Origin of the sequence: Rhodococcus sp. NPDC057529, from assembly GCF_042802055.1 — a bacterium.
Classification (GTDB): domain Bacteria; phylum Actinomycetota; class Actinomycetes; order Mycobacteriales; family Mycobacteriaceae; genus Rhodococcus_F.
The window spans coordinates 95979-114795 of record NZ_JBHVEY010000014.1; the positions used below are offsets into that span (position 1 = coordinate 95979).

The 18817-nt window shown below is 70.3% G+C and carries 18 protein-coding genes and 1 pseudogene; 15 read left to right on the forward strand and 4 right to left on the reverse strand.

Features of this window, described 5'->3' with window-relative positions:
* The first annotated feature begins 21 nt into the window (after positions 1-21).
* Genes dnaJ through ACFU5V_RS26250 form a run of 3 tightly spaced genes read left to right on the forward strand, consistent with a single transcriptional unit; the run spans position 22 to position 2705 of the window.
* Positions 22-1173: a molecular chaperone DnaJ gene (gene dnaJ, locus ACFU5V_RS26240; RefSeq protein WP_378432770.1), complete on the forward strand. Its 1152-nt coding sequence runs from the start codon at positions 22-24 to the stop codon at positions 1171-1173.
* 2 nt (positions 1174-1175) lie between these two features.
* Complete coding sequence (locus tag ACFU5V_RS26245; protein WP_378432768.1) at positions 1176-1937, forward strand: 16S rRNA (uracil(1498)-N(3))-methyltransferase; 762 nt, start codon at positions 1176-1178, stop codon at positions 1935-1937.
* A 6-nt stretch (positions 1938-1943) separates the two neighbouring features.
* On the forward strand, positions 1944-2705 hold the full coding sequence (locus ACFU5V_RS26250; protein ID WP_378432767.1) for an alpha/beta hydrolase family protein: 762 nt from the start codon (positions 1944-1946) through the stop codon (positions 2703-2705).
* Here the strand turns inward: ACFU5V_RS26250 and ACFU5V_RS26255 are convergent.
* Positions 2679-4304: an MFS transporter gene (locus ACFU5V_RS26255; RefSeq protein ID WP_378702938.1), complete on the reverse strand. Its 1626-nt coding sequence runs from the start codon at positions 4302-4304 to the stop codon at positions 2679-2681. The genes ACFU5V_RS26250 and ACFU5V_RS26255 overlap by 27 nt on opposite strands.
* A 135-nt stretch (positions 4305-4439) precedes the next feature.
* Between ACFU5V_RS26255 and ACFU5V_RS26260 the strand changes: the two genes are divergently transcribed.
* The 6 genes from ACFU5V_RS26260 (at position 4440) to era (ending at position 9442) form a co-directional block, all read left to right on the forward strand.
* On the forward strand, positions 4440-5105 hold the full coding sequence (locus tag ACFU5V_RS26260; protein ID WP_378702939.1) for a TetR/AcrR family transcriptional regulator: 666 nt from the start codon (positions 4440-4442) through the stop codon (positions 5103-5105).
* Positions 5106-5213: 108 nt separating this feature from the next.
* A complete protein-coding gene (locus ACFU5V_RS26265; RefSeq protein WP_012688199.1) occupies positions 5214-6287 on the forward strand; it encodes a PhoH family protein in 1074 nt (357 codons plus the stop codon).
* A gap of 36 nt (positions 6288-6323) precedes the next feature.
* Complete coding sequence (gene ybeY, locus ACFU5V_RS26270; protein WP_072946632.1) at positions 6324-6866, forward strand: rRNA maturation RNase YbeY; 543 nt, start codon at positions 6324-6326, stop codon at positions 6864-6866.
* A gap of 21 nt (positions 6867-6887) precedes the next feature.
* Positions 6888-8207, forward strand: coding sequence for a hemolysin family protein (locus tag ACFU5V_RS26275; RefSeq protein ID WP_378432759.1), 1320 nt, complete (start codon positions 6888-6890; stop codon positions 8205-8207).
* A complete protein-coding gene (locus ACFU5V_RS26280; RefSeq protein WP_378432757.1) occupies positions 8200-8532 on the forward strand; it encodes a cytidine deaminase in 333 nt (110 codons plus the stop codon). The genes ACFU5V_RS26275 and ACFU5V_RS26280 overlap by 8 nt, the downstream gene beginning before the upstream one ends.
* Positions 8525-9442 carry a GTPase Era gene (gene era / locus ACFU5V_RS26285; protein WP_378432756.1) on the forward strand — a complete coding sequence of 306 codons (918 nt, stop codon included), beginning with the start codon at positions 8525-8527 and terminating at the stop codon, positions 9440-9442. Before ACFU5V_RS26280 ends, era begins: the two co-directional genes overlap by 8 nt.
* A 43-nt stretch (positions 9443-9485) precedes the next feature.
* Here era and ACFU5V_RS26290 read toward each other — a convergent pair whose 3' ends face one another.
* The 3 genes from ACFU5V_RS26290 to ACFU5V_RS26300 are packed head-to-tail and all read right to left on the reverse strand — an operon-like array spanning position 9486 to position 13054.
* On the reverse strand, positions 9486-10058 hold the full coding sequence (locus tag ACFU5V_RS26290) for a TetR/AcrR family transcriptional regulator (RefSeq protein WP_378702940.1): 573 nt from the start codon (positions 10056-10058) through the stop codon (positions 9486-9488).
* A gap of 2 nt (positions 10059-10060) precedes the next feature.
* Entirely contained in the window at positions 10061-11506 is a 1446-nt protein-coding gene (locus ACFU5V_RS26295; protein WP_378702941.1) for an amidase, read from the reverse strand.
* A gap of 39 nt (positions 11507-11545) precedes the next feature.
* Complete coding sequence (locus ACFU5V_RS26300) at positions 11546-13054, reverse strand: PLP-dependent aminotransferase family protein (protein WP_378702942.1); 1509 nt, start codon at positions 13052-13054, stop codon at positions 11546-11548.
* An 18-nt stretch (positions 13055-13072) separates the two neighbouring features.
* Between ACFU5V_RS26300 and ACFU5V_RS26305 the strand changes: the two genes are divergently transcribed.
* From ACFU5V_RS26305 to ACFU5V_RS26330, 6 genes and pseudogenes are all read left to right on the forward strand, one after another.
* Positions 13073-13702 (forward strand): pyridoxamine 5'-phosphate oxidase family protein, encoded by a 630-nt coding sequence (locus tag ACFU5V_RS26305; RefSeq protein WP_378702943.1) that lies wholly within the window; start codon positions 13073-13075, stop codon positions 13700-13702.
* 241 nt (positions 13703-13943) lie between these two features.
* Positions 13944-14042, forward strand: a complete 99-nt coding sequence (gene kdpF, locus ACFU5V_RS26310; RefSeq protein WP_095865194.1) for a K(+)-transporting ATPase subunit F — start codon at positions 13944-13946, stop codon at positions 14040-14042.
* A complete protein-coding gene (gene kdpA / locus ACFU5V_RS26315) occupies positions 14042-15757 on the forward strand; it encodes a potassium-transporting ATPase subunit KdpA (RefSeq protein ID WP_378702944.1) in 1716 nt (571 codons plus the stop codon). Before kdpF ends, kdpA begins: the two co-directional genes overlap by 1 nt.
* Entirely contained in the window at positions 15754-17913 is a 2160-nt protein-coding gene (gene kdpB / locus ACFU5V_RS26320) for a potassium-transporting ATPase subunit KdpB (RefSeq protein WP_378702945.1), read from the forward strand. The genes kdpA and kdpB overlap by 4 nt, the downstream gene beginning before the upstream one ends.
* A 6-nt stretch (positions 17914-17919) precedes the next feature.
* Positions 17920-18570, forward strand: a complete 651-nt coding sequence (locus ACFU5V_RS26325; RefSeq protein ID WP_378702946.1) for a potassium-transporting ATPase subunit C — start codon at positions 17920-17922, stop codon at positions 18568-18570.
* A pseudogene (locus ACFU5V_RS26330) lies at positions 18563-18817 on the forward strand (hypothetical protein); the annotation flags it as partial. The gene ACFU5V_RS26325 and the pseudogene ACFU5V_RS26330, both read left to right, overlap by 8 nt.

An 18817-nucleotide genomic window follows, 5' to 3' on the forward strand; every position in this document is an offset into this window, starting at 1 on the left:
GAGAAGGACGAGAGACTCAACGTGGCACGGGATTACTACGCAACGCTCGGCGTCGATCAGAAGGCGACCGATCAGGAGCTCAAGCGCGCGTACCGCAAGCTTGCGAGGGAACTGCATCCCGACGTGAACCCCGACGAGGCGGCGCAGGCCCGGTTCCGGGACATCTCGACGGCCTACGAGGTGCTGTCGGATCCGGAGAAGCGCCGCATCGTCGACCTCGGCGGCGACCCCCTCTCCTCGGGCGGCGGCGGGGGCGGTGCCGGCTTCGGCGGCGGTTTCGGTGGCGGCCTCGGCGACGTGTTCGAAGCGTTCTTCGGCGGCGGAGGCGGTGCGGGCCGCGGACCGCGCGGCCGCGTCCAGCCGGGCGCCGACTCGTTGCTGCGCACCAAGCTGACGTTGGCGGAGTGCGCGACCGGCGTCAGCAAGCACGTCACCGTCGAGACGGCGATCCTGTGCGACAGCTGCACCGGTTCGGGCACCAACGGCGATTCCACGCCGGTGCGCTGTGAGACGTGTGGCGGCGCGGGCGAGGTCCAGTCCGTGCAGCGTTCGTTCCTCGGTCAGGTCATGACGTCCCGGCCGTGCCCCACCTGCCGCGGCGCGGGCGAGACGATTCCCGACCCGTGCCACAAGTGCGGCGGTGACGGCCGGGTGCGCGCCCGCCGCGACATCACGGTGAAGGTGCCCGCCGGTGTCGCGGGCGGCATGCGGATCCGGCTCGCCGCGCAGGGCGAGGTCGGCCCCGGCGGCGGACCCGCAGGCGACCTGTACGTCGAGGTGGTCGAGCAGGCGCACGAGGTGTTCGTGCGCGACGGCGAAGACCTGCACTGCACGATCCGGGTTCCGATGATCGACGCCGCCCTCGGCACGACGGTGACGATCGACACGATCATCGACGGGCCGAAGGAGATCACCATCGAGCCGGGCACCCAGCCGGGGTCGGTGACGGTCCTGCGCGGGCACGGCATGCCGAAGCTGCGGTCCGGTATCCGCGGCGACGTGCACGCGCACCTCGAGGTCGTGGTGCCGTCGCGCCTCGACCACAAGGAGACGAAGCTGCTCCGCGAACTCAAGGACCTGCGCGACCGCGACGTCGCCGAGGTCGTCTCCACCCAGTCCCAGCACAGCGGCGGATTGTTCTCGCGCCTGCGTGAAGCGTTCAGCGGTCGCTGACCGTGGCGGCGACGGTCTTCTTCCTCGACCCGCTGCCCGAGGTGGGGAGCACCGCCGTCCTGGACGGCCCGGAGGGCAGGCATGCCGCGACGGTGCGCCGGATCGGTGTCGGGGAGCGGATCGTGCTGGCCGACGGCCGGGGTGGTCTCGCCGACACCGAGGTGACGGCGGCCGGGAAGGACCGGCTCGAACTCACCGTTCACGAGCGCCGTCAGGTGACGGCGCCGTCGCCGAGTGTGACCGTGGTGCAGGCGCTTCCGAAGGCGGAGCGGTCCGAACTGGCGGTCGAACTGGCCACCGAGGCCGGGGTCGACGCGATCGTGCCGTGGCAGTCGTCGCGGTGCGTGGCGCGGTGGGAGGGCCCGAAGGTCGCGAAGGGTGTCGCCCGCTGGCGTAGCGCGGCTCTGGCCGCCGCCAAGCAGTCCCGGCGGGCGATCGTCCCCGAGGTGTCGGACCTGCACCGCACTGCCGGAATACTCGCCGTCGTCCGCGAGGTGGCCGGCCGCGGCGGAGTCGTCGCCGTGCTGCACGAGGCGGCGGCGCAGGGCCTCGCCGAGCTTCCGCTGCGTTCGGCCGCCGAGATCGTGCTCGTCGTCGGTCCCGAGGGCGGCATCTCCGAGGAGGAGATCACCGCGCTGACCGAGGCGGGCGCCGTGCCGGTGCTGCTCGGCCCGCACGTCCTGCGGACCTCGACCGCCGCCGCCGTCGCGCTGGGCGCCATCGGCGTCCTCACCGACCGCTGGGGCGCGGCCCCGCTAGCCTGACTGTCCGTGGACCGCATTCGCATCGCCTACGGAACCGAACCGCAGCAGTTCGGGCACTTCTATCCGCCCGAGGAACCGGTATCGACCCCGGTGCCGGTGGTGATGGTGGTCCACGGCGGTTTCTGGAGCGGGAAATACCACCTGAACCTTGGCACGAGTTTCGCGGTCGACCTCGCGCGGCACGGCGTCGCCGTGTGGAACATCGAATACCGCAGGCTCGGCGCGGGCGGCCGGTGGGACGAGATGTCCGCCGACGTTCACGCCGCGCTCGACGCGATCGCCGGTCCGGTCGCCGAGCGGTCGCCCGTCCCGTTCGACCTGTCGAAGGTCCGGGTCGTCGGTCACTCGGCCGGCGGGCAACTCGCGGTGTGGCTGGCCGGTCAGCGGCAGACGGCGGTCCGGCCGCAGAAGGTCGTGTCCCAGGCAGGCGCCCTCGACCTCGCCTCCGCGGGGGAACGCGGCAGGCGGATCGGGTACATCGAGGATCTCCTCGGGGTGCCGTTCGACGAGGACCCGGACCGGTACCGCGCCGCCTCCCCGCTGCACCGCATCCCCACCGGGGTGCCGGTGGTGTGCATCCACGGCACGGAGGATGCGCAGGTCCCGGCGAAGGTGAGCGTCCGGTACGGCGAGGCGGCGCGGGCAGCGGGCGATCCGATCGCGCTGCACGTCGTCGAGGGGGAAGATCACTACGCGTTCCTGAACCCCGGGACCGAGTGCTGGAAGATCTCGCGGGACGCCCTACTGTCCGACGACGGCGAGTTCTGAACTGCGGTCACCGGATTCGGGTGTGACCGTGCGTCCGGGCAGGACGAGCGCCACGACCAGCGCGCCGATGCCCAGTGCGAGTCCACCGATCAGTCCGGCCTGGGAGACGGCACTCGCGTACGCCGTTCCCGCGGCGTCGAGAAGCGCCTGTGACTGCGACGCGAACAGCGGGTCGGCGCCCAGTTCCGCGGCCACCACGGAGGCCCCGCCGATCGAGTCTCCCGCGACGTCCACCGCCCGGGCGGCCTGCGCGGCCTGCTCCCCGGACAGCTGATCGACGGGCAGCGTTCCGAGGAAACCGGCGATGCCGTCCTTGTACGCCGACGCGAGGACCGAGCCGAGGATCGCGATCCCGAGCGATCCGCCGAGTTCGATCGCGGTGTCGTCGATGCCGCCCGCGGCGCCGAGGTCGCTCTCGGGGAAGTTGCCCATGACGGCGTCCGTGGCGGGCGACACGCTCAGGCCGATTCCGGCGCCGAGCAGGATCAGCGGGGCGAGGAAGTCGAGGTAGCCCGCACCGCCGTCCACGGTGGTCGTCAGCAGCACACCCGCGGCGGCGATCACCATGCCGGCGACGACGGTGATCCGGGTACCGAGCCTCGGGTGCACCCGGCCACTGAGCAGCGAGCCGACCGATACCGCGGCGGCGAGCGGCAGCAGGTGGACGCCGGTGGCGAGAGGGCTGAGCCCCAGCACGAACTGGAATTCCTGCGACACGAAATAGATCGTCCCGAACGCCGCGAGGAACAGCAGCAGCACGGCGAGAGTGGACCCACCCACCTCGCGCCTGCCCAGCATGCGGACGTCGAGCAGCGGCTGCGGATGGCGTAACTCCCACGCGACGAACAGTCCGAGACCCACGGCCGCGGTGACCGCCGCGCCGACCGCGCCTGCGCCCCAACCGAAGTGGAATCCGTCGATGATCGCGTACACGAGCGACCCGATGGTCACCACGGACAGCAGCCCACCCAGCCAGTCGATCGGACCCCGGCCGTCGGCCTTCGACGGCGGCACGAGCATCAGTGCCGCGACCGTCGCGACCGCGGCGATCGGCACGTTCACGAGGAAGGTGGCGTTCCACGAGTGGCTCGCCAGCAGCCAGCCGGCGAGCAGCGGCCCGAGGGCGATGGCGAGACCAGACGTCGCGGCCCAGGCGGCGATGGCCCCGGCCCGTTCGGCGCGCGGGAACGTGGCCACGAGGAGAGACAGTGTGGCGGGCATGATGATCGCCGCTCCGACGCCCATCACCACGCGTGCGGCGACGACGGCCGTGGTGGTGTCGGCGAGGCTGCCGACGACGGCTCCGGCGCCGAACACGAGCAGTCCCGCGAGCAGTGCGCCGCGCCGGCTGTACTTGTCGCCGATCACGCCGAACAGGAGCATCAGCGCGGCGTAGGGAACGGTGTAGCCGTCGATCACCCACTGCAGGTCGGAGCTGGTCAGGGCGAGGTCGCGGGTCATGTCGGGGGCCGCGACGATCAGGGCGGTGTTGGCCATCACGACGATCAGCAGACTCAGGCAGAGCACGCCGAGCGCGGCCCAGCGCCGGGGGTACGGCCCGTCCATCCGGGAGACCGGTGTGTTCATCACGATGCTCATGTCGACGCTCCTCGGGTTGCGCTCGATCGGACCCGCGCAATTGATTTGCACAGTGATGTGTAAGTTAGCTACTTGCACACTGGTGTGCAAGTACGATTGACGGGGATCACACCAACCAGCGAGGGGGTTCCGCCCGTGTCGGTTCCGACCAAGTCGCCCGGTGACCCCGGGAAGACCCGCCGAAGTCACGCGCGCGCCAACCGGGCGCGGATCCTCGACGCCGCAGTCGCCGCGTTCGTCGCCGACCCGGACGCGAGCATGGACGACGTCGCGCGCACCGCCGGAGTGGTGCGCCGCACCGTCTACGCGCACTTCCCCAGCCGCGAGGCGCTCGTCGAGGGCATCGCCGACGAGGCGTCCGCCGCCCTCGTGGCCGCCATGGGGGACGAGGCGCGGCAGCCGGAGCGTCCCGACCTCGCGGTCGCGGTGATGGCGCTGCGGACGTGGCCGATCGGCGACCGATTCCGCATGCTGCTGTCGTTCGCTCGCCGCGAACTCGGCGAGCAGCGTATCCACGACCTCCTCGGGGTGGTCCGCGACCGGGACGTGCGGGTGATCGAGCGCGGCCAGAAGTCGGGTGTGTTCGCGTCCTACCTGCCGTCGACGGTGCTGGTGGCCCTCGCGGAAGCGATGACGATCACCCTGCTGGACCAGGCGAATTCCGGCGAAGTGCAGGATTCGGGCGAGTCGTTCGCCGTCGCGTATCTCGCGGTGCTCGGGCTGACGCCGGCCGAGGGCGCCCGCGTCGTGGACGAGGCGCGGCGGTGGCTGCGTGAGAATCCGGACGTCCCGGATCGGTGACGGCGTCGCGTAATCGAGTGGGCGCTGTGACCTGCGAGCGATAGACTTCCCTCATCGCGACGACCGTCGTGACCGACCAGGAACCGGGAAGAAGGCCATATCCCTCACGTGAGCGAACAAGACCAGAACGGCGAGACGTTCGGCGCCACGCGTCCGGCGGAACGCACCGTGCGTTCGAGTATCGATCTCCCACCCGAAACGGTCCCGCCTCTCCTCGGTTCTTCCGACGAGAATCTGCGCGCTCTCGAACGGGTCCTGGACGCAGACATCCATGTACGCGGTAACGCCGTCACGTTGACGGGACGGCCGGGCGACGTCGCGCTCGCCGAGCGGGTCATCGCCGAACTGGGCGCCATCGTCGGTCGCGGGCAGCCGCTGACCCCCGACGCGGTGCGCCGCACGGTCGGCATGCTCACGCAGGGTCTCAGCGAATCGCCTGCCGAGGTCCTCACCCTCGACATCCTGTCGCGTCGCGGCAAGACGATCCGGCCGAAGACGCTGAACCAGAAGCGGTACGTCGACGCGATCGACGCCAACACCATCGTGTTCGGCATCGGGCCCGCGGGCACCGGCAAGACGTACCTCGCCATGGCGAAGGCGGTGCAGGCGCTGCAGACCAAGCAGGTGTCGCGGATCATCCTCACCCGCCCCGCGGTCGAGGCGGGGGAGCGGCTCGGGTTCCTGCCGGGCACGCTGCACGAGAAGATCGATCCGTACCTGCGGCCGCTGCACGACGCCCTGCACGACATGATGGACCCCGAGGCCATCCCGAAGCTGATGCAGTCGGGTGTCATCGAGGTGGCGCCGCTCGCGTACATGCGCGGCCGCACGCTCAACGACGCGTTCATCATCCTCGACGAGGCGCAGAACACCACCGCCGAGCAGATGAAGATGTTCCTCACCCGCCTCGGCTTCGGTTCCAAGGTCGTCGTCACCGGCGACGTCACGCAGGTGGACCTTCCGGGCGGCGCCCGGTCCGGGCTCCGCGCGGCCACCGAGATCCTCGGTGACATCGACGACATCTACTTCGCCGAACTCAACAGCAGCGACGTGGTCCGGCACCGGCTGGTGTCCGACATCGTCGACGCGTACGAGCGTTTCGAGGCGGACCGGGACGGCAAGGTCGAGCTCGGGAACCGCGCACAGCGGAGAGCGGCGCACTCGCGTTCTCCACGACGGTAGGGTGAGTGTCGCCGGAACCAGGAGGAAGCGACACACATGAGCATCGAAGTCTCGAACGAATCGGGCATGGACGTCTCCGAAGAGGAGCTGATCAGCGTTGCCCGCTTCGTGATCGCGAGGATGGACGTGCACCCCGCGGCCGAGTTGTCGATGGTCCTCGTGGACTCGGCCACCATGGCCGACCTCCACATGCGGTGGATGGACCTGCCCGGTCCCACCGACGTGATGTCGTTCCCGATGGACGAGCTCGAGCCCGGCGGCCGCCCGGATTCACCCGAGCCGGGACCGTCGATGCTCGGCGACATCGTGCTGTGCCCGTCGTTCGCCGCGGACCAGGCCGACAAGGCCGGTCATCCGCTCGCCCACGAACTCGCTCTGCTCACCGTGCACGGTGTGCTGCACCTCCTCGGCTACGACCACGCCGAACCGGAGGAGGAGAAGGAGATGTTCGGCCTGCAGAACCAGTTGCTCGACGACTGGTACGAGGATCTGCGCCGGGCCGAACGCGACGCCGCGCTCGCTGCCCGGGACCAGAAGCTGCTCGGCAAGGCCGGGTTCTTCGACGCCCCGGATCAGTAACCGCCACGTGAAGGGTCTTCTGTGAGTAGCGCCATCGCGCTGATCGTCCTCGCGATCGTCCTCGTCCCTCTCGGTGGTGTCTTCGCCGCCGTCGATTCCGCACTCAACACGATCTCGTCCGCGCGCATCGAGGAGATGGCGAAGGAGGATCGCCCCGGCGCCACCCGGGTGCTCCGCATCCTGTCGGATCGTCCCCGGTACGTGAATCTCATGGTGCTGCTGCGCATCCTGTGTGAGATCACGGCGACGGTGGTGCTCGTCGGAGGCCTGTCCGATCTCCTCGAACCCGTGTGGGCGCTGACGTTCACCGCCGTCATCATGGTGCTCGTCGACTACGTGGTGATCGGGGTCGGCCCGCGGACGCTCGGCCGCCAGCACGCCTACACGATCGCGCTGATCACGTCGTTCCCGCTGCAGGTCATCGGAACCCTGCTCGGCCCGATCAGCCGCCTGCTCATCCTGATCGGCAACGCGATCACCCCGGGCAAGGGATTCCGCAACGGCCCCTTCGCCTCCGAGATCGAACTGCGCGAACTCGTCGACATGGCGCAGGAACGCGGTGTGGTGGCCGACGAGGAACGCAGGATGATCCAGTCCGTCTTCGAACTCGGCGACACCTCCGCCCGCGAGGTGATGGTGCCCCGCACCGAGATGGTGTGGATCGAGAGCGACAAGAGCGCCGGGCAGGCGACGTCGCTGGCCGTCCGCAGCGGACATTCGCGGATCCCGGTGATCGGGGAGAACGTCGACGACGTCCTCGGGGTGGTCTACCTCAAGGACCTCGTGCAGCAGACGTATCACTCGCGTGACGGCGGACGCAGCGTCCTCGTCGGCGACGTGATGCGGCCCGCCGTGTTCGTGCCCGATTCCAAACCGCTCGACAGCCTGCTCGCCGAGATGCAGCGCGACCGCAACCACATGGCCGTGCTGGTCGACGAATACGGCGGCATCGCAGGCCTGGTCACCATCGAGGACGTCATCGAGGAGATCGTCGGGGAGATCGCCGACGAATACGACCAGGACGAGACCCCGCCGGTCGAGGACCTCGGCGACGGCATGTACCGGGTGTCCGCGCGGCTGCCGATCGAGGATCTCGGTGAACTGTTCGGCATCGAGGTGGAGAACGACGAGGTCGAAACCGTCGGTGGGCTCATCGGATACGAACTCGGCAGGGTGCCGCTCCCGGGATCGGAGGTCGTCTCGCACGGTCTCGTCCTGCGCGGTGAGGGTTCGCCCGACGTGCGCGGGCGGGTGCGGATCAGCACGGTCTTCGTGCAACGCGCACCGATCGACGAGGATGACGACGTCAATGGCCGTGAACGGGAGGGCGACGATGACTGAACTGGACGCCGAGGACGCGAAACTGGTCGTGCTCGCGCGAGGCGCGTTCGGCCGCACCGGAAGTGGCCAGGGCGCCGCCGTCCGCGATCTCGACGGCCGCACCTACTCGGCCGGCGCGGTCGCGTTGACGGCGCTGTCGCTGACCGCGCTGCAGGCGGCCGTCGCGGCGGCGGTGTCGAGTGGTGCCGAGGGTTTCGAGGCGGCAGCCGTGATCGGCGGGAACCCGGACGACCCGGGCATCGCCGCGCTACACGAAGTCAGTGCGCAGGCGGCCGTCGTCTTCGCGCGAACCGATGGATCCGTGATCGAGGAGCACCATGAGTAAATCCGAATTCCGTTCCGGATTCGTCTGTTTCGTCGGACGGCCCAACACGGGCAAGTCCACACTGACCAACGCGCTGGTGGGCAGCAAGATCGCGATCACGTCCTCGCGGCCGCAGACCACCCGGCACACCATCCGCGGCATCGTGCACCGCGACCACGCGCAGCTGATCCTCGTCGACACCCCGGGGCTGCACCGTCCCCGGACGCTCCTCGGCCAGCGCCTCAACGACCTCGTGCGCGACACGTACTCCGAGGTCGACGTGATCTGCCTGTGCATCCCGGCGGACGAGAAGATCGGCCCCGGCGACCGGTGGATCGTGCAGCAGGTCCGGCAGATCGCGCCGAAGACCACGCTCGTCGGCGTCGTCACGAAGATCGACAAGGTCAGCAAGGACATGGTCGGGCAGCAGTTGCTGGCGGTCTCGAAGCTCCTCGGGCCGGAGACGGACGTCGTGCCGGTGTCCGCCGCGTCCGGTGAGCAGGTGGAGGTGCTGGTCGACGTCCTCGCGTCGAAGATGGAGGAGGGGCCGGCGTTCTACCCGGACGGCGAACTCACCGACGAACCCGAAGAGACGCTGATGGCCGAACTCATCCGCGAGGCCGCTCTCGAGGGGCTCGGTGACGAACTGCCACACTCGCTGGCCGTGGTCATCGAGGAGATCATCCCCCGCGAGGGACGCACCGAGAAGCAGGGCGAACTGCTCGACGTGCACGCGCTGCTGTACGTCGAGCGGCCATCGCAGAAGGGCATCGTGATCGGCAAGGGCGGCGCCCGCCTTCGCGAGGTGGGGACCAAGGCGCGGCTGCAGATCGAGAAACTGCTCGGCACCAAGATCTTCCTCGAACTGCACGTCAAGGTCGCCAAGGACTGGCAGCGAGACCCGAAACAGCTCGGCAGGCTGGGGTTCTAGGCGGCTCCGCCGCCCGTGCGTGGTTAACGAGTCCAGGGACTCGTCAACCACTCACGGGGCCGGCGGCCCGCAGGAGAAGCAGCACCGACGCCGCGAAGTCGTGCTCCCCGTCGCTGCCGGTGGCAAGTCTGCGCAGCTGCAGACCGGCGATCGTCGCCACGACCGTGGGGGCGACGGACTCCGCATCGGGGACGCCGAGGGCGGTGAGGATCGTCACCGTCAATTCGTCGTACGCGGCGAAACATTCGGCGGCGGCCTGACGGAGTTCGTGATCGCGGCCCGCCTGGATGTACAGCTCGAACGGGGCGATCCGCTCCGCGGAGAACGCCAGATCCTTCGCGACCTTCTCGGTCAGTGCGGCGACGGCCTCGAAGCTGAGCCCCTTGTCGCGGTACCCCTCCGCCAGCTCCGACAGCCGCTGCGTCTCCTCCGTCACGAACCCCGACAGCGCGGCGCGCAGCAGGTCCGTCTGCGTGGGGAAGTGGTACGTGATGGAGCCGAGCGACACCCCGGCCTGCGCCGCGATCCGCCGATTGGTCACGCCGGGAATGCCTTCCGTGCCGACGATGTGCAGCGCCGCCGCGAGGATGCGGTCACGGACGTCCGTCGACGCCATGGTCACCACCACTTCCCGGGACGGTACAGGTCCCACCGGAGCACCGACTCGAGCTGGGCCGCAACGGAAACCAGGAGCGGCTCCGCGTCGTCGTGCCCCATCAGCTGGGCGCCGATCGGCAGGTTTCCGGACGTGAACCCGGCCGGGACGTTCACGCTCGGCCAGCCCAGCACGTTCCACGGCCACGCGTACGGGCAGACCGCGGTGATCGCCTTGTCAGTGGCCCACGAACCGATGCCGTCGATGCCGTCGACCCTCGGCGGGGGAGTGGCGGTGGTGGGGGCGAGGACGAGGTCGTACTCGTCGAAGATCGCACCGACACGTCGCCGCATTCTCGGTTCGGCCGCCCGGGCGGCGCGCAGCGGTGCCCCGCGCAGCAGCCGCCCGGTCCGGGCGTTGCCCTTCGTGCGCGGGTCGACGAGGGACGGGTCGGGGACCTTCCGCATCCAGTCGTCGATGCCGACCATCGACCGGGGGAGGAAGCCGAGCCCGAACATGATCCCGTAGTCGGGGTCGTCCACCACGACGCGGTGCCCGAGCCCGCGCAGTGCCTCGGCGATCCGCGCGACGCCCCGGCGCACCTCGGGGTGCAGCGTCGCGGGGGTGGCGGTGAACGGGATCCGCAGGGACAGCGCGATGCGCAGCGGACCGGGGTCGCGGCCGACGGCGTCGCTGACGGTGACCGGCGGCGGTGTGTGGAGGTCGCCCTCGTGCGGTCCCGCCGCGACGTCGAGGAGCAGGGCCGCGTCGGCGACCGTCCGGGCCAGCGGGCCGTTGACGGTGAGACCGTAGAACGCCTCGGCGGCAGGCCAGGTGGAGATGCGACCGCGTTGCGGTTTGATGCCGACGAGGTTGGTCCACGCCGCGGGGATGCGGATGGAACCGGCACCGTCGGAGCCGATCGCGGCGGACACGAGGCCGGCGGACACGGCCGCCGCGGCGCCCCCGGACGACCCGCCCGGGGTGTGATCGCGGTTCCACGGATTGCGGGTGTGACCGAACGCGGGTCCGCCGGTCAGCGGCCACTGCCCCAGTTCGGGACTGTTGGTCTTGCCGACAACGACGGCACCGGCGGCGCGCAGTCGGCGCACCATCTCGGAGTCCCGCGCCGCGGGCGGGAAGTCGCCCGGGCAGCCGAACGCGGTGGGCTCCCCGGCGACGTCGACGTCGTCCTTGACGGCGATCGGGACTCCGAGGAGCGGGAGGCGTTCACCGGCGGCGATCCGGCGGTCGGCCTCGGCGGCCTCGGCGAGGGCCTTGTTCCGGCGGACCACCTTGAACGCGTTGAGCGTCGGCTGGCTGGCATCGATGCGGTCGAGGGCGGCGCGGGTGGCCGCGACCGATGTGGTGTCGCCGGAGGCCAGGGCTTCCGCCTGTTCGACGAGTCCCGGTGACCGATCGCCTTCCTCGTCGCGGCGCTGTTCACTGCCCAGTTGTCCCGTGCTCATCTCGCCCCTCCCCGTAACTGTTCGTTCGAACGAACAGTATCAGTGGAGGTGCCGGCGGACTACCCTTCCGATCGCCTCGGCGGCCCCGCGAGCCTGCGATTCGGGCAGGCGTGCGTACCCGCAGACCAGCCCGCGCGGACCGGCGTCGGTGGTGCGGTAGTCGGCGAGACTTGGCACCGTCACCCCGTGGTCCTGCAGTTCCGCGGCGAGGGCGACGTCGTCGACCGAGCGCGGCAGTGTCAGGACGACGTGGAGACCGGCCTCGATGCCGGCGACCCCGACCCCGTCCGTGCCCACCACGGACAGCTGCTGCTGCAGCGCGGCGACGAACGCCGACCGGCGGGCCGCATACGTGCGGGAGGCGCGGGCGAGGTGCCGCGACAACGCACCCGAGTCGAGGAAATGCGCCAGCGCGAGGGCCGTGATCGCACAGCAGGCCTCGCCGGTCGTGTCCAGCGCCCGGACGATCCCCGGCCGCAGCGCCGCAGGGGCGATCACCCACGCCACCCGGACCGCGGGAGTGAGGATCTTCGACGCCGTGCCCACGTACGCCACGCAGTCGGACCCGCGGTCGATGCTGCGCAGGGCGGGCAACGCCGACACGTCGTAGCGGAACTCGCCGTCGTAGTCGTCCTCGATGATCAGCGTCCCGGATGCCGCGGCGTCGGCGACGAGCCGGGCCCTGCGGCCCACCGGCATCCGGGCGCCCATCGGATACTGGTGGGCCGGCGTGCAGTAGGCTGCCGCGTCGGCGCCGCGCAGCAGTGCGGGATCGAGGCCGTCGTCGTCCACTGGCACGCAGCGTGTCCGCGCGCCCGCGGCCTCGAGAACCAGGCGGGCCCGGCTGTAGCCGGGTTCCTCGAACACCACGTCGCGGCCGCTCAGCCCGGCCGCGGCGACGAGAGTCCGGAGCGCGGAGCCCACTCCCGGAACGATCACCAGTTCGTCGGGCCGCGCCGCGATGCCCCGGGTGCGGCGCAGATGCCCCGCGAGGGAGCGCCGCAACTCCGGGTGCCCGTCGGGGCCGGGAACGTCGGACGTCACCGGGGCGGCCGCGGCCGACCGCCACGCCCGGCGCCAGTCGGTGGTCGAGATCAGGCCGGGGTCGGGGTGGCCCGGGGTGAGGTCCCACCGCGCCTCGGGTGTCGCGGCAGCGGCCTGCGGCGCCCGTTCCGACGTGCGCGTGATCGTGTGCGAGGCGACGTGGGCGCGGGCCGCCACGTCGGCGCCCGGCGCGATCCGGGTGCCCGAACCGGCGCGCGCGTGCGCGTATCCGGACGAGCAGAGTTCGTCGTACGCGTCGACCACCGACGCCCGCGCGACCGTCAGGTGGCCCGCGAGCGCCCGCGTGGAGGGCAGTGGGTCGCCGGGCCGCATGCGGCCGCCCCGGATCTCGTCGAGGATCGACTCCGCGATGCGGTGGCGAAGCGGTGCGTCGGTGTCGGGGAGCCGCAATGTCAGGTGCAGTTCGGGGCTGATCCGGGGCATGGACCCCACAATACTGGTCTGTCGATATTCGCAATTGTGGATCTGGAAGCTGATCCACATCGGGGCGAGGATGGTCTCGTGGACAAGATCAGGAGATACCCCGACCGTGCCCGAACCCAACGTGCGCAACTCGACGCCGTCCTCGACGCCGCGCCGATGGGCACGCTCGCCACCGTCGTCGACGGCCTGCCCTGGGCCGTGCCGATGCTCTACGCCCGCGACGGCGACAGGATCCTGCTGCACGGTTCCACCGGGGCCGGAGCGCTGCGGCAGGTCGCGGCGGGCGCCCCCGCCGTGCTGTGCGTCGCGATGCTCGACGGAATCGTCGTGGCGGACACGCTGTTCGACTCGTCCGCGAACTACCGTTCCGCGGTGGTCCGCGGCAACCTCGTGACACTGGACGAGGACGAATCCGCCGGCGCCCTCGACGCGCTGTCGGACGTCCTGATCCCCGGTCGCAGCCGAGAGGTCCGGGGGCACCGGCGCAAGGAACTCGCCGCGACGCTGGCCCTCGCCCTCCCGATCACGCCGGGGCAGTGGACCGTCAAGGTGCGGGACGCGCCGCCGGGCGAACCCGCGGAGGCGAGCAGTGCGTGGGCCGGCGTCGTCCCGGTGCGGTCGGTCGCAGGTGCCCCCGTCCCGGCGCCGTGGGTGGCCACCGGCACACCGGTGCCCGCGTCGGTGTCGCGGCTGACCCGGACGGCGTAAGGAAAGCGTCAAGAGCCCTGGACGCCCCGTAAGCGCTTCGTCAGCGAGGCCTCTGTCGCCCGGATCCGGCGCGATGCTGGCATGACGCCCCGCAACCGTGGGGTGTCATGCCTGCGCTGAACCGCAGGATCAGTACGAAGAGGGATCCTCACATGGCCGACGTGGCCTACGTTGCGCTCGTCCTCGGCGGGTTCGCCTGCTGCGCGCTCGTTCTCCGTGCCCTGCAGACCGGACGCGTGAAATGACCGGCGCCGGAATACTCGCCGTCGTCCTCGTCGCGATCGCGGCGGCGCTCGTCGTGTACTTGCTGGTCGCGCTCATCGACCCGGAGCGGTTCTGATGACGCCCGCCCTCGCGGCCGGCCTGCAGATCGCGTTCGTGATCGCGGTCCTCGCGGTGCTGTACGTGCCGGTCGGCGACTACATGGCCCGCGTCTACGAATCCCGCCGACACCTGCGCGTCGAGTCCGTGCTCTATCGCCTGTGCCGCATCAACCCCCACACGGAGCAGACCTGGTCCGGCTACGCGGGCAGCGTGCTGGGCTTCTCGATGGCCGGCGTGCTCTTCCTGTATGTCCTGCAACGCATTCAGGGTGTGCTGCCGCTGTCCGGCGACCTGTCCGGGGTCAGCCCCGCGGTCGCGTTCAACACGGCCGTGTCGTTCGTGACCAACACCAACTGGCAGTCCTACGCCCCCGAGACCACGATGAGCAACCTGACCCAGCCGGTCGGGCTCGCCGTGCAGAACTTCGTGTCGGCGGCGGTCGGCATAGCCGTCGCGGTCGCACTGATCCGCGGGTTCGTCCGCGTGGCCCGGGGCGGTGAGATCGGCAACTTCTGGGTGGACCTCACCCGCGGCAGCCTGCGCATTCTGCTGCCGTTCTCCTTCGTGATCGCGTTGATTCTGTTGAGCCAGGGCGTGATCCAATCTTTCCGCACGGGCTTCGAATCCACCGGACTGGACGGCAACACCGTCACCAACGCACTCGCGCCCGTCGCCTCGCAGGAGGCGATCAAGGAACTCGGCACCAACGGCGGCGGCATCCTCGCCGCCAACTCGGCTCACCCGTTCGAGAATCCGACCCCGGTCAGCAACATCGTCGAAATCCTCGCGATCCTGCTGATCCCGGTCTCGCTCACCCGCACGTTCGGCACCATGGTCGGCGACCCTCACGACCGAGCGAGCAAGGTGTCCGGGCACCGCCAGGGTCTGACACTGCTCGCCGTGATGGGCATTCTGTGGGGTGCGCTCCTCGCCGTCACGCTCGCCGCCGAATCGGGACGACGCGGCGTCGCTGCCACCGCGGCCGGGGCGATGATGGAAGGCAAGGAAGTCCGCTTCGGAATCCCCGGCACCGCGCTGTTCGCCGTGAGTACCACCGGAACATCCACGGGCGCGGTGAATTCCGCCCACGACAGCCTGTCGCCGCTCGGTGGCGGGGCCGTGTTGCTGAACATGCTGCTCGGGGAGATCGCGCCCGGCGGTGTGGGCACCGGCCTCTACGGAATCCTCGTCCTCGCCCTCATCGCCGTCTTCGTCGGCGGACTCCTCGTCGGCCGCACACCGGAGTACCTGGGCAAGAAACTGCGGCAACGGGAGATCACCCTCGCCGCACTGACCGTGCTGGTGATGCCGGCGCTGGTCCTGATCGGGACCGGCATCACCGTGATCCTGTCCTCGACCACCGGTTACCAGGGCAACAGCGGCGCCCCCGGCAGTCCCGGATCGATCCACGGATTCTCGGAAGTGCTGTACGCGTTCGCGTCGGCGTCGAACAACAACGGCAGCGCGTTCGGCGGGCTGACGGTCACGAGCGACTGGTTCCAGACCGCGCTCGGCGTGTGCATGCTGTTCGGCCGGTTCCTGCCGATCATCTTCGTCCTCGCGCTCGCCGGATCCCTGGCGTCGCAGAAGAAGACGGCCGCGGGCGCCGGAACCCTGCCGACGGCGGGCCCGATGTTCACCGGGCTCCTCACCGGCACCGTCGCGCTCGTCGCGGCGTTGACATTCTTCCCGGCCCTCGCGCTGGGACCGATCGCGGAGGCTCTGCAGTGAGTGTGAACGTGACCAGTCGTCCGGCGACCGAGCCGACGACGACGGAGGGCGGCCACGACCCGGCGCCCGTCAAGGCCGGGATCTTCAGCCCCGCCCAGCTGGTGACGGCGCTACCCGGCGCGCTCCGCAAACTCGACCCGCGGCACCTCGCCCGCAACCCGGTGATGTTCGTGGTGTTCGCCGGTTCCGTCGTCACCACCGTCATGGCCGTCGCCGACCCGTCGGTGTTCTCCTGGGCGGTCACCGCGTGGCTGTGGTTCACCGTGCTGTTCGCGAACCTCGCCCAGTCGGTCGCGGAGGGGCGGGGCAAGGCGCAGGCGGCGAGCCTGCGGAAGGTGAAGCAGGACACGGTCGCCCACCGAATCACGGCGAGCGGCGCCCTGGAAGCGGTCCCGGGAACCGACCTCGTCGTCGGCGACCGCGTGGTCGTCGTCGCCGGTGAGGTCATCCCGGGCGACGGCGACGTCGTCGAGGGCATCGCGACCGTGGACGAGTCGGCCATCACCGGCGAGTCCGCGCCCGTCGTGCGAGAATCCGGCGGCGACCGGTGCGCCGTCACCGGCGGAACCACCGTACTGTCCGACCGGATCGTCGTCCGCGTCACCGCGGCCCCCGGGCAGTCCTTCGTGGACCGGATGATCGCCCTCGTGGAGGGGGCGGCGCGGCAGAAGACGCCGAACGAGATCGCGCTGAACATCCTGCTGGCGTCGCTGACGATCATCTTCCTGCTGGCCGTCGTCGCCATCGGCCCGATGGGACTGTACGCGGGGCAGGAACAGGATCCGATCAAACTGATCGCGCTGCTGGTGTGCCTGATCCCCACCACGATCGGCGCCCTGCTGTCGGCCATCGGCATCGCCGGAATGGACCGGCTGGTGCAGCGGAACGTCCTGGCGATGTCCGGGCGGGCGGTGGAGGCGGCCGGCGACATCGACACGCTGCTGATGGACAAGACCGGCACCATCACGTTCGGCAACCGGCAGGCCACGGCCCTGCATCCCGCGCCGGGAGTCTCCGCGGTCGAGCTGGCGACGGCCGCACGGCTGTCCAGCCTCGCGGACGGCACTCCCGAGGGGCGCAGCATCGTGGACCTGTGCGCCCGGGACTTCGGGTTGGACCCCGCGCCGTCCGAGGCGGAGAGAGCGGCGGAGTTCGTGCCGTTCACGGCGCAGACCCGGATGAGCGGGCTCGACATCCCCCACGTGAGTGCTAAAGAGTGCCCCGGCACACGACGCCACTCACATGGGGCCGAGTTCGACGGCACCCGCATCCGCAAGGGCGCGAGCGACGCGGTGCTGAACTGGGTGCATTCGCTCGGCGGACACACCTCGCCCGCGGTCACCGACGCGGTGAACGAGATCGCGCAGGCCGGCGGGACCCCCCTCGTGGTGGCCTCGGTCCACGCGGATGCGCCGACGGTGCTCGGCGTGATCGCGCTGTCGGACGTGGTGAAGCCGGGCATCGCCGAAAGGTTCGCGGAACTGCGGGCCATGGGAATCCGCACGGTGATGGTCACCGGCGACAATCCGCTCACCGCCAAGGCCATCGCGGAGGAGGCCGGTGTCGACGACTTCATGGCGGAGGCGACACCCGAGGACAAGCTCGCGCTGATCCGCAGGGAACAGGAGGGCGGACGGCTCGTCGCGATGACCGGTGACGGCACCAACGACGCCCCGGCCCTGGCCCAGGCGGACGTCGGGGTGGCGATGAACACCGGCACGTCGGCGGCGAAGGAAGCCGGGAACATGGTGGATCTCGATTCCGATCCCACCAAGCTCATCGAAGTGGTGGAGATCGGAAAGCAGCTGCTCATCACCCGCGGCGCGCTGACCACATTCTCCCTCGCCAACGACCTGGCCAAGTACTTCGCCATCCTCCCCGCGTTGTTCAGCGTCATCTATCCGCAGCTGGACACGCTGAACATCATGCGCCTGGCCACCCCGGAATCGGCCATCCTCTCGGCGGTGATCTTCAACGCCGTGGTGATCGTCGCCCTGATCCCGTTGTCGCTGAAAGGTGTTCGCTACCGGCCGTCGTCGGCGTCGACGCTGCTGGGCCGCAACCTGCTGATCTACGGTCTCGGCGGCGTGATCACACCGTTCGCCGGCATCTGGCTCATCGACCTCGTCGTCCGTCTCATTCCCGGAATTGGGTGACTTACCATGCGATTTCTCCTCGGACTGCTCCGGCAGACGTGGGCCGGACTCCTCGTCCTGCTCGCACTCACCGCCGTTCTCGGCGTGCTCTATCCCGCCGCGGTGTGGGGGGTGAGCCGGATCGGCGCCGGCGCGGCGGAGGGTTCGCCGGTCCGCGACACCGCCGGGTGCGTCGTCGGGAGCCGGTGGGTCGGTGTCGACCCGCAGGTGCCGGCGGGCGAGCCGGACCCGTTCTTCCACAACCGGGTCACCGGATCGGTGGCCGAACAGGATCCGTTCGCGCCGGGCGACCCGGCCACCGCGCTGCCCACCAACCAGGGGCCGAGCAGCGAGATCCTGGCGGCGTTCGTCACCGAGCGCAGGAACGCGATCGCCGCCCGCGAGGGCGTGCGACCCGAGTCCGTACCGGCGGACGCGGTCACCGGATCGGGTTCCGGCATCGACCCGCACATCAGCCCTGCATACGCGGCGGTGCAGGTGCCCAGGGTCGCGCAGGTGAACGGCCTGAGCGAGAGCCGCGTCCGGCAGCTGGTCGACGAGAACACCGAGGGAAGGCAACTCGGGTTCCTCGGCGAGCAGCGGGTGAACGTCCTTGAGCTGAATCTCGCGCTCGGCCTCACCGCTCCTCGGTGCACCGCCCCCACAGCTGGTGGATGATGGCGAGGTGAGTGGTACCCGACCCGAAGGCGAACGCCGGCGCGGCGAACTGCGCATCTATCTCGGTGCCGCACCGGGTGTCGGCAAGACGTTCGCGATGCTCGGCGAGGCGCACCGCCGGCGCGAACGGGGGTGCGACGTCGTCGCGGCCGTGGTGGAAACCCCCCACCACAACCACCCAGCGGAGCAACCCCGTGGACCCGAAACGACTTCCCCGCCAATTCTCGCCCCCCCCGGTCCCCCCAAA